Below are 8,310 nucleotides of genomic sequence, written 5' to 3' on the forward strand. Positions count from 1 at the left end.
CTCGTAAAAAGCAAGCGTCGTCACGAGAATTCTGATCATCTCAATGTCTGCGAGGTTGATGTCGGTAAGCAGAGCTTGCAGATCGTCTGCGGCGCGAAAAATGTTGAGGCAGGGCAATATGTCGCGGTTAGCCTCGTCGGCGCCGTGCTACCTAGCGGTCTTGAGATAAAGCCTGCCAAACTTCGCGGCGTGGAGAGCTTTGGCATGATCTGTTCGGCAACCGAGCTTGGGCTTGCCAAGACGAATGACGGCATTATGGTGCTTGATAGCAGTATCGGCGAGCTCGTGCTGGGCAAGGAGCTGCGCGAGTATGAAATTTTTAACGACGACATTATCGAGATCGAGCTTACCGCTAATCGCGGCGACTGCCTTAGCATCTTGGGCATAGCGCGCGATCTGGGGGCTGCCTTGGATCTTCCGCTAAAAGTAAAGCAGGATTTTGAGGACGCCGACGGCTTGCCCGGCATCGGTAGAATTTTAAGCGTACGTGCAAGCGATGAGATAAGCGCTAAATTTGCTTTTCGAGCTTATGAGATCAAAGGCGAGCTGAAGTTAAATTTAAAGCAGACCTTACGTCTTGCAAGCGTTGGTATTTTGCAAAGCTGCGCGGTGCAAAATTTCATCAACTACGCTACTCACTCTACCGGAGTATTGCTGCGCGCTTATGATTTTGAAAAGATCGCTTCCGCAGATGGCAAGGTAGCGCTTGACATAAAGCCTATGCCAAACGGCGAGTTCGGCGTTTATGCGGGCAAGAGATTGCTTAGCGTAGCAGGGATTTGCCAAGACGCGGAGCTAAAGGCGTGTTGCAGTAGCAAAGTGGTGCTATTAGAGGCAAACTACACCGCGCCACTAATTATCGCCAAAGCAGTAAACGAAAACAAAAGCCTAAAGGGCGACGAGCACGTGTATCGCTCGAGCAGAGGCAGCGAGCCGAAGCTAAGGGCGGGGCTTGATCTGCTATTTAGATTGCTTGTAAAAAACAGCGCCGTTAGCCTATATGCCGGCACGCAAAGGGTTTCAAACGCTTTGGAGCCGCTTATCGTGGGCTTTAGCGAAAAAGAGATAAACTCAATGATCGGCGCGCAAATTCCGCGCGATAAGATCGTAAAAATTTTAAAAAGGCTGGGCTTTGATGTGGGCGTCGAAGCCGATCTAATCACCGCCAAGGTGCCGCCTTTCCGCCACGATATCGTAAATTCTCACGACGTGTGCGAGGAGATCGTGCGTATCGTGGGCATCGACAATATCGCCGCAGCGCCGCTAAGCTTCTACGAGAAAAACCGCCTAAACGATACCTATGCAAATTTACAAAACGGACGTAAGCTTCGCAGTAAGGCGGCAGCAGTAGGATTTTTCGAGTGCGTACATTATGTATTTGACGACGGCAAGGCGCTGCAAAGCTTAGGCTTTGCGCCGTGCAAGGTTAAAATTTTAAATCCGATAAACGGCGAGCTGGACGCGCTAAGACCGACGCTGATTAATCATCTGTTGGAGTCTGCTGAGCGAAATTTAAAGAATTCTCGCAAAAGCGTCAAGCTTTTTGAGCTAGGAGAGGTCTTTGACGAAGGCGGCGCGCAGAGCCTAAGGCTGGGCTTTATCGCTAGCGGACTAAAGGCGGAGCCCTCTATCGCGGTCGGCGCAAAACCTGCCACAGTGGATTTTTTGTATTTTGCAAATTTAATCCAAAGCGTCATCGGTAAATTTAATGTCAGGTTGCCTGGCGAAAATTTGAAATTTTTAAGCGAATTCGAGCAAGCTCAGATCGAGCAGGGTGGGCAGATAGTGGGCTTTATCGGGCGCGTGGATTACGCCGTAGAGGCGGGGCGCGATCTAGATAAAAGCTATCTGTGCGAGATCGATTTTTCCAAGCTTAAATTTAAAAATATCGTAGCGGACGCTTATTCGAAGTTTCCTAGCGTATCGCGCGATCTAAGTATTTTGGTGCCGAGCGGAATGCGTTTCGAGCAGATCAAGCAGTGCATAGACGCCCTTAAAATTGAGGCGCTAAAGGAATTTATCCCGAGCGATCTTTACGGCGACGAAAGCCTGGGCGATTCAAAGAGCCTGACGATCAGACTTACTTTCCAAGACCTTCAAAAAACCCTCTGTGACGAGGAAGTGGCGGGCTTTACCGATAAAATTTTAGCCGCGCTTAGCAGCGAGCTGGGGCTTGGGCTGCGATGAGAATTTTTGCGCAAGCGGGCCCTTTGCGAGCGGAGATCTCAAACATCGCCGCGGATAAATCGATCTCGCATCGTGCGGCGATCTTTTCGCTGCTAGCGGAGGGGACGAGCAAAATTTCAAACTATCTAGCCGCCGAGGATACGCTAAATACGCTAAAAATAGTGGAGCTTTTGGGCGCTTGCGTGCAGCGCGATGCGGGCGAAATTTTAATCACTCCGCCGGAAGTTATCAAAGAGCCTAACGTTCCGCTTGATTGCGGCAACTCGGGTACGGCGATGCGGCTATTTATGGGCTTTTTGGCGGGACGCGAGGGCTTTTTCGTGCTGTGCGGCGATCGGTATCTAAGCGAGCGCCCGATGAGGCGCGTTGCGGATCCGCTTTGCAAAGTAGGCGCTAAAATTTACGGACGAGCAGGCGGCGAAAAGGCGCCTATTGCGGTGCTGGGGCAAAAGCTTGGGTATTTTGAATACGCGAGTAAGATTGCGTCCGCGCAGGTTAAGACCGCTCTGATTTTAGCGGCCTTGCGCGGCAGCGGGTGTAAATTTAGCGAGCCCGAGCTTAGCCGCGATCATAGCGAGCGGATGCTGAAAGCGATGGGCGCGCAAATTTCGCAAAACGGCCTTGCGATCGAAGTCGCGCCGCTTAGCTCTCCGCTTAAGCCACTTGAAATTTTTATCCCAAACGACCCTAGCTCGGCGTTTTTTTTCGCCGTCGCCGCGGCGATAATTCCTGGCTCGCGTATTGTGCTAAAAAATATGATGCTAAACAAAACCCGCATAGAGGCGTATGAAATTTTAAAACGCATGGGCGCCGAGGTAAAATTTCATAAAACGAGCGAAATTTACGAGCAGATCGGCGATATAGAGGTCGCTTACGCGCCGCTTCACGCCGTGGAGGTAAGCGAAAACATCTCCTGGCTTATAGACGAAGCGCCTGCGCTTGCGATCGCCTTTGCCTGCGCACAGGGAAGTAGCGTGCTTAGAAATGCCGCCGAGCTGCGCGTAAAGGAGTGCGACCGCATAAAGGTAACCTGCGAAGGGCTTCGCGCCTGCGGTATCAAGGCTCGCGAGCTGCAGGACGGCTGGCAGATCGAAGGCGGCGAGGCGAACGCGGCGATCATCACGCCGAGCGGAGATCATCGCATCGCGATGAGCTTTGCGATTTTGGGTTTAAGATCGGGGATGATCATCGAGGATAGCGATTGTATCGCGACATCGTTTCCAAATTTCGCTGCGATTTTAAGACAGATCGGGGTCGGCGTTGAAGATTGAGATGGCCAAAAGCTACGGCTTTTGCTTCGGCGTCAAGCGCGCGATCAAGATCGCAGAAAGCGCCGGTGAGGCCGCTACAATCGGCGAACTGATACATAATGCCGAAGAGATTAACCGTTTAAAGCAAAATTTCGGCGTCAAAACCTTAGAGGGCGTTAGCGAGATCAAGGACGAGCAAAAGCTCATCATCCGCACGCACGGCATCCAAAAGGACGATCTGCAAAGATTAAAGGCGCAAAATAAAGAGCTCATCGACGCTACCTGCCCCTTCGTGACCAAGCCGCAGCAGATCGTAGAAAAGATGAGCGCGGAGGGCTATGATATCGTGATCTTCGGCGATAAAAATCATCCCGAGGTAAAGGGCGTGAAGTCCTACGCAAAATCGCGCGTATTCGTGATCATGGATACGAAGGAACTGCAAGACGTCAAGCTCGGTTCGCGCGTCGCGCTCGTTTCGCAGACTACGAAAAAGATAGAAAGCTTTACTAAAATCGCGGATTTTTTGATGCAGCGCGCGAGGGAGCTGAGAATTTTTAATACGATTTGCAACGCGACGCTGGAAAATCAAGAGGCCGTAAAAAGCCTGTCGCAAAAGGCCGACGTGATGATAATCGTAGGCGGGAAAAATTCCTCCAACACCAAGCAGCTTTTTTTAATTTCGCAGAATTTTTGCAAAGACAGCTATCTCATAGAAAACGAAAGCGAGCTTGAGCGCTCGTGGTTTGAAAACAAAAGCCTCTGCGGCATCTCCGCAGGAGCCAGCACGCCCGATTGGATCATCAAAAAAGTAGTAGCGCGAATCGAAAATCTAACGCAGAATTTATAAGCCCTCTTATCAAATTTACTCTTAGAAATTTATCAAATCGAAAGCAAATTTTGGCTAGAATCGCGCATTTTAGTTCTTTTCAAAAAAGCACAAATAAATTTAAAGGAAGCATATGGCTGAGGTGAACGAGAAGGTTCAAAACCACGCAGAGGAAGATTTTGCGACATTGTTAGAGGAGTATGACGCCCAAAAGTCTCGAGATGAGGTCGTCACAGGTAAGGTTATCGCCCTTAAGGACGGCGAGGTTTTCATAGACGTAGGCAGGAAGTCGGAGGGTGTTTTGGACGCCGCCGAGGTTAGCGACCAGCAAGGAAACCCGCAGGTTAATGTAGGAGATGACATCAAAGTCGCTATTATCGGAAGCAGAGGCGGTCGCCCGGTCGTATCGTATAAAAAGGCTTTAAAGAAGGAAAAAGTAAAAGCGTTCATCGACTCCTATGATGAAAACGCAGAAAATATCTATGACGTTAAAATTTTATCGTTTAATAAAGGCGGCTACGTTTGCGCCAACGCAGACGACGTGGAATTTTTTATGCCTCGCTCGCAAAGTGCGCTTAAAAACCCAAACGGCGCCATCGGTAAAAATTTCAAAGTAAAGATCATCAAAGTAGATAGAGATGAGCAAAGCGTCGTCGTATCGCGCAAGAAGCTGCTTGATGAGGATCGTAAAGCAAGTAAAGAGGCGATCGAAAAGGTAGTCGCTACCGAGGGCATTATCGAGGGTATCGTTAAAAAGATCACTACCTACGGTATGTTCGTAGATGTAGGCGGCGTGGACGGACTCGTACACTACAGCGAAATTTCATACAAAGGCCCGGTAAATCCAAGCTCGCTCTACAAAGAGGGCGATAAGGTTCCGGTTAAAGTTATCAAATACGACAACGATAAAAAGCATCTCTCTCTTTCGATCAAAGAAGCGATGCCAGATCCTTGGAACGAGATCAAAGATAGCCTGGAAGTGGGCGATACTATCCGCGTAAAAGTAAGCAATATCGAGCCTTACGGCGCGTTTGTCGATCTTGGCAACGACATCGAGGGCTTTTTACATATCAGCGAAATTTCGTGGGATAAAAATATCAAAAATCCGAAAGATTTCATCAGTGAGGGCGAGGAGCTCGACGTCGAGGTCGTAGAGATCAACCCTAGCGAGCGCAGGCTGCGCGTGAGCCTTAAAAATTTACTCACCAAGCCGTTTGATGAGTTCGTTGCTAAATACAAGGTAGGCGACGTGCTAAAAGGTAGCGTCACTACGATTACAAATTTCGGCGCGTTTGTCAGAATCGACGGAGTAGAGGGACTTTTGCATAACGAAGACGCTTCGTGGGATCGCGGCGAGAAGTGCAAAAATTTATTCAAAGTAGGCGACGAGATCGAAGTTAAGATCATTAAGATCGACAAAGATACTCAAAAAATTTCTCTAAATCACAAAGAGCTCGGCGATAGCCCTATTAGCGATTACGCCAAGAGCCACAATCAAGGCGATGTCGTAAAAGGCAAGATCCGCGATATTAAAGAGTTCGGAATTTTTGTCGAGCTTGGAGGCGGTATCGACGCGCTTATCCGCAAGGAAGATCTTGGCAACGTAAGCGTAGATAGCCTAAAAGTAGGCGACGAGATCGAGGCTGCGATCGCTTTCATCGATGAGAAGAAAAACAGAATCCGCCTAAGCGTGCGCAGACTGGCTCATCAGAAGGAGCGCGAGGCGCTAAACGAGATCAATAGCAACGACGACGAGAAGCAAAGCCTAGGGGATCTGATCAAAGATCAACTAAATAAATAATTCCTCCCGCAAGGCATCCCCGCCTTGCGGACCTACTTCTAAAGGTTAAATTTAATGAAAACTATCATAGTCTGCGACGCAATCCACAAAATCGGTTTTGATCTGCTTAAGCAAGAATCGGACGTTAAAGTAATCGACGCCACGAGCGTGTCCAAGAACGAGCTATACGGAATTTTAGGCGATGCGGACGTCGCGATCACCAGAAGCTCTACGGCGGTGGATGAGAAATTCCTTGGCGCCGGCACCAAGCTAAAAGCGATCGTGCGGGCGGGCGTGGGCGTCGATAACTGCGACATCGACGGCTGCTCCAAGCGCGGCATTATTTTGATGAACGTACCTACGGCAAACACCATCGCCGCGGTCGAAATGACCATGTGCCATCTGCTAAATGCGGCGCGCAAATATGTAAATTCCTGCAACGATCTGAAAATTAATAGAATTTGGAAGCGCGAGAAATGGTACGGCACCGAGCTTTATAAAAAGAGCCTCGGTATCATCGGCTTTGGAAACATTGGCTCGCGCGTGGGGGTGCGCGCGCTTGCGTTTGGGATGAACGTCATCGCCTATGATCCCTATATCGAGCCTGAGAAGGCCACGAAGCTCGGGGTAAAATATACGAAAAATTTCGACGAAATTTTATCTTGCGACTTCATCACGATCCATACGCCGAAAAATCAAGAGACGATAAATATGGTAGGCGAGCCGCAAATAGCGAAGATGAAGGACGGCGTACGTCTAATAAACTGCGCCAGAGGCGGGCTGTATAATGAAAAAGCGCTCGCAAACAATCTACGCAGCGGCAAGATCGCGTATCTTGGCATCGACGTTTTCGACAAAGAGCCTGCGACCGATCACGAGCTTTTGGATATCGAAAATTTAAGCGCCACTCCACATCTTGGCGCAAACACGCTCGAATCGCAAAGCAATATCGCCAGAGAAGCCGCAGAGCAGGCGATCAGCGCCGCACGCGGCTTAAATTATCCAAACGCCTTAAATTTGCCGCTTAAGCTCGAGGATTTGCCGCGCGGTATCGAGCCGTATATAAATTTGGTCTCCAAAATGGCTTATCTTGCGGCGCAGATCAACAAAGGCCCGATCAAATCGATTCGCATCGAGGGCAGCGGCGAGGTGGTGCAGTATCTAAAATCGATGCTCGTTTTTGCCATCGTAGGCGCGCTGCACGATTCTTTGGGCGATTCGCTAAATTACGTCAATGCTAAATTTCTTGCGGATGAAAAGGGGATCGAGACGAGCTTCGGCGAGCTTGCAAACAGCGTCTATAAAAGCGAGATCGCGGTAAAAATTATGACCGACGAGGCGATCTCAAACGTCGCAGGTACGGTCTTTGACGGCAGCGAGGAGCGCATCGTAAATATCGGCGGATTTAAGACCGATTTTAAGCCGAAGGGCAAGATGATAATCTTCAAAAACACCGACGTGCCGGGCGTTATCAAATCCGTAAGCACGATCCTAGCCGACGAAAACATCAATATCGCGGACTTCCGCTTAGGCAGAGGCGAGGAGGGGGATGCTTTGGCGGTCATTTTGGTCGATTCCGAAGTGCAAAAAAGCACGCTTGATAAGCTGGCGGCGCTTCAAACCTGCCTAATGGTGCGCTACGCGGCGCTTTAATCTTTTCCTGCTTAGGAGGCGGAATTTTAAATTTCGCCTCGTTTTAATTCTTTATAATTTAAATTTACAACTTCAGCCTACGACGGCGTTTGATGAGGCGATACGGGAACGATCGGCGAGGATTTTGCGGAATTTGACGTAACGTGCAAACCAGTGCTTGCAATACGTTGTGACATGCGCTCGGCAGATACGTTTTGGCTCGCGGCTTGTGAAAACGCCGCGTGCGCTTTAAATTTAACTCTTGCCCTGAGCTTGCTTTTAAATTTAAATTTCGTCCTTGTAGATCTGCTTTAAATTTCATCATCGCGGGCGCCGCCGATTAAATTTTACCGCTATGCAGGTTTGGCACTAAAAGCTAGAGGCTGCGATGCGAAACGCGGTCAAATTTTATAAATTTTTGACACGTCAAGGCGCTTTTGTCTCAAATTTATTGCGGCAGGCGCTTTATTTTTCGCTAATCGTATTGCTCGTTTAAATTTTGGACGGCTGCCCAGAGATTGCACCGCTGATTAAATTTTTTACGTTTTGTCTAAATTACGCTTCTGCGAAAATTCCGCCCGGCGTAAATTTAGTCGATGCAAAATCAGCCGTAATGCGCCCTGCTAATTTGTGAG

General features: G+C 49.1%; 6 protein-coding genes. 5 read left to right on the forward strand and 1 reads right to left on the reverse strand.

The genetic code is table 11. The features are described from left to right. From pheT to serA, 5 genes are all read left to right on the forward strand, one after another. A partial coding sequence (gene pheT / locus Q0236_RS11260) for a phenylalanine--tRNA ligase subunit beta (RefSeq protein ID WP_297918003.1) occupies nucleotides 1-2,187 on the forward strand: 2,187 nt, incomplete at its 5' end. Continuing rightward, nucleotides 2,184-3,458 carry a 3-phosphoshikimate 1-carboxyvinyltransferase gene (aroA, locus tag Q0236_RS11265; protein WP_297918006.1) on the forward strand — a complete coding sequence of 425 codons (1,275 nt, stop codon included), beginning with the start codon at nucleotides 2,184-2,186 and terminating at the stop codon, nucleotides 3,456-3,458. The genes pheT and aroA, both read left to right, overlap by 4 nt. Next, complete coding sequence (locus Q0236_RS11270) at nucleotides 3,448-4,284, forward strand: 4-hydroxy-3-methylbut-2-enyl diphosphate reductase (protein WP_297918009.1); 837 nt, start codon at nucleotides 3,448-3,450, stop codon at nucleotides 4,282-4,284. Before aroA ends, Q0236_RS11270 begins: the two co-directional genes overlap by 11 nt. Nucleotides 4,285-4,396: 112 nt before the next feature. Next, a complete protein-coding gene (locus Q0236_RS11275) occupies nucleotides 4,397-6,064 on the forward strand; it encodes a 30S ribosomal protein S1 (protein WP_297918012.1) in 1,668 nt (555 codons plus the stop codon). 54 nt (nucleotides 6,065-6,118) lie between these two features. Continuing rightward, complete coding sequence (gene serA / locus Q0236_RS11280; RefSeq protein WP_297918015.1) at nucleotides 6,119-7,696, forward strand: phosphoglycerate dehydrogenase; 1,578 nt, start codon at nucleotides 6,119-6,121, stop codon at nucleotides 7,694-7,696. 64 nt (nucleotides 7,697-7,760) lie between these two features. Here serA and Q0236_RS11285 read toward each other — a convergent pair whose 3' ends face one another. Continuing rightward, complete coding sequence (locus Q0236_RS11285; RefSeq protein ID WP_297918018.1) at nucleotides 7,761-8,000, reverse strand: hypothetical protein; 240 nt, start codon at nucleotides 7,998-8,000, stop codon at nucleotides 7,761-7,763. Nucleotides 8,001-8,310 lie beyond the last annotated feature (310 nt).

Source organism: uncultured Campylobacter sp. (assembly GCF_938031315.1).
Classification (GTDB): domain Bacteria; phylum Campylobacterota; class Campylobacteria; order Campylobacterales; family Campylobacteraceae; genus Campylobacter_B.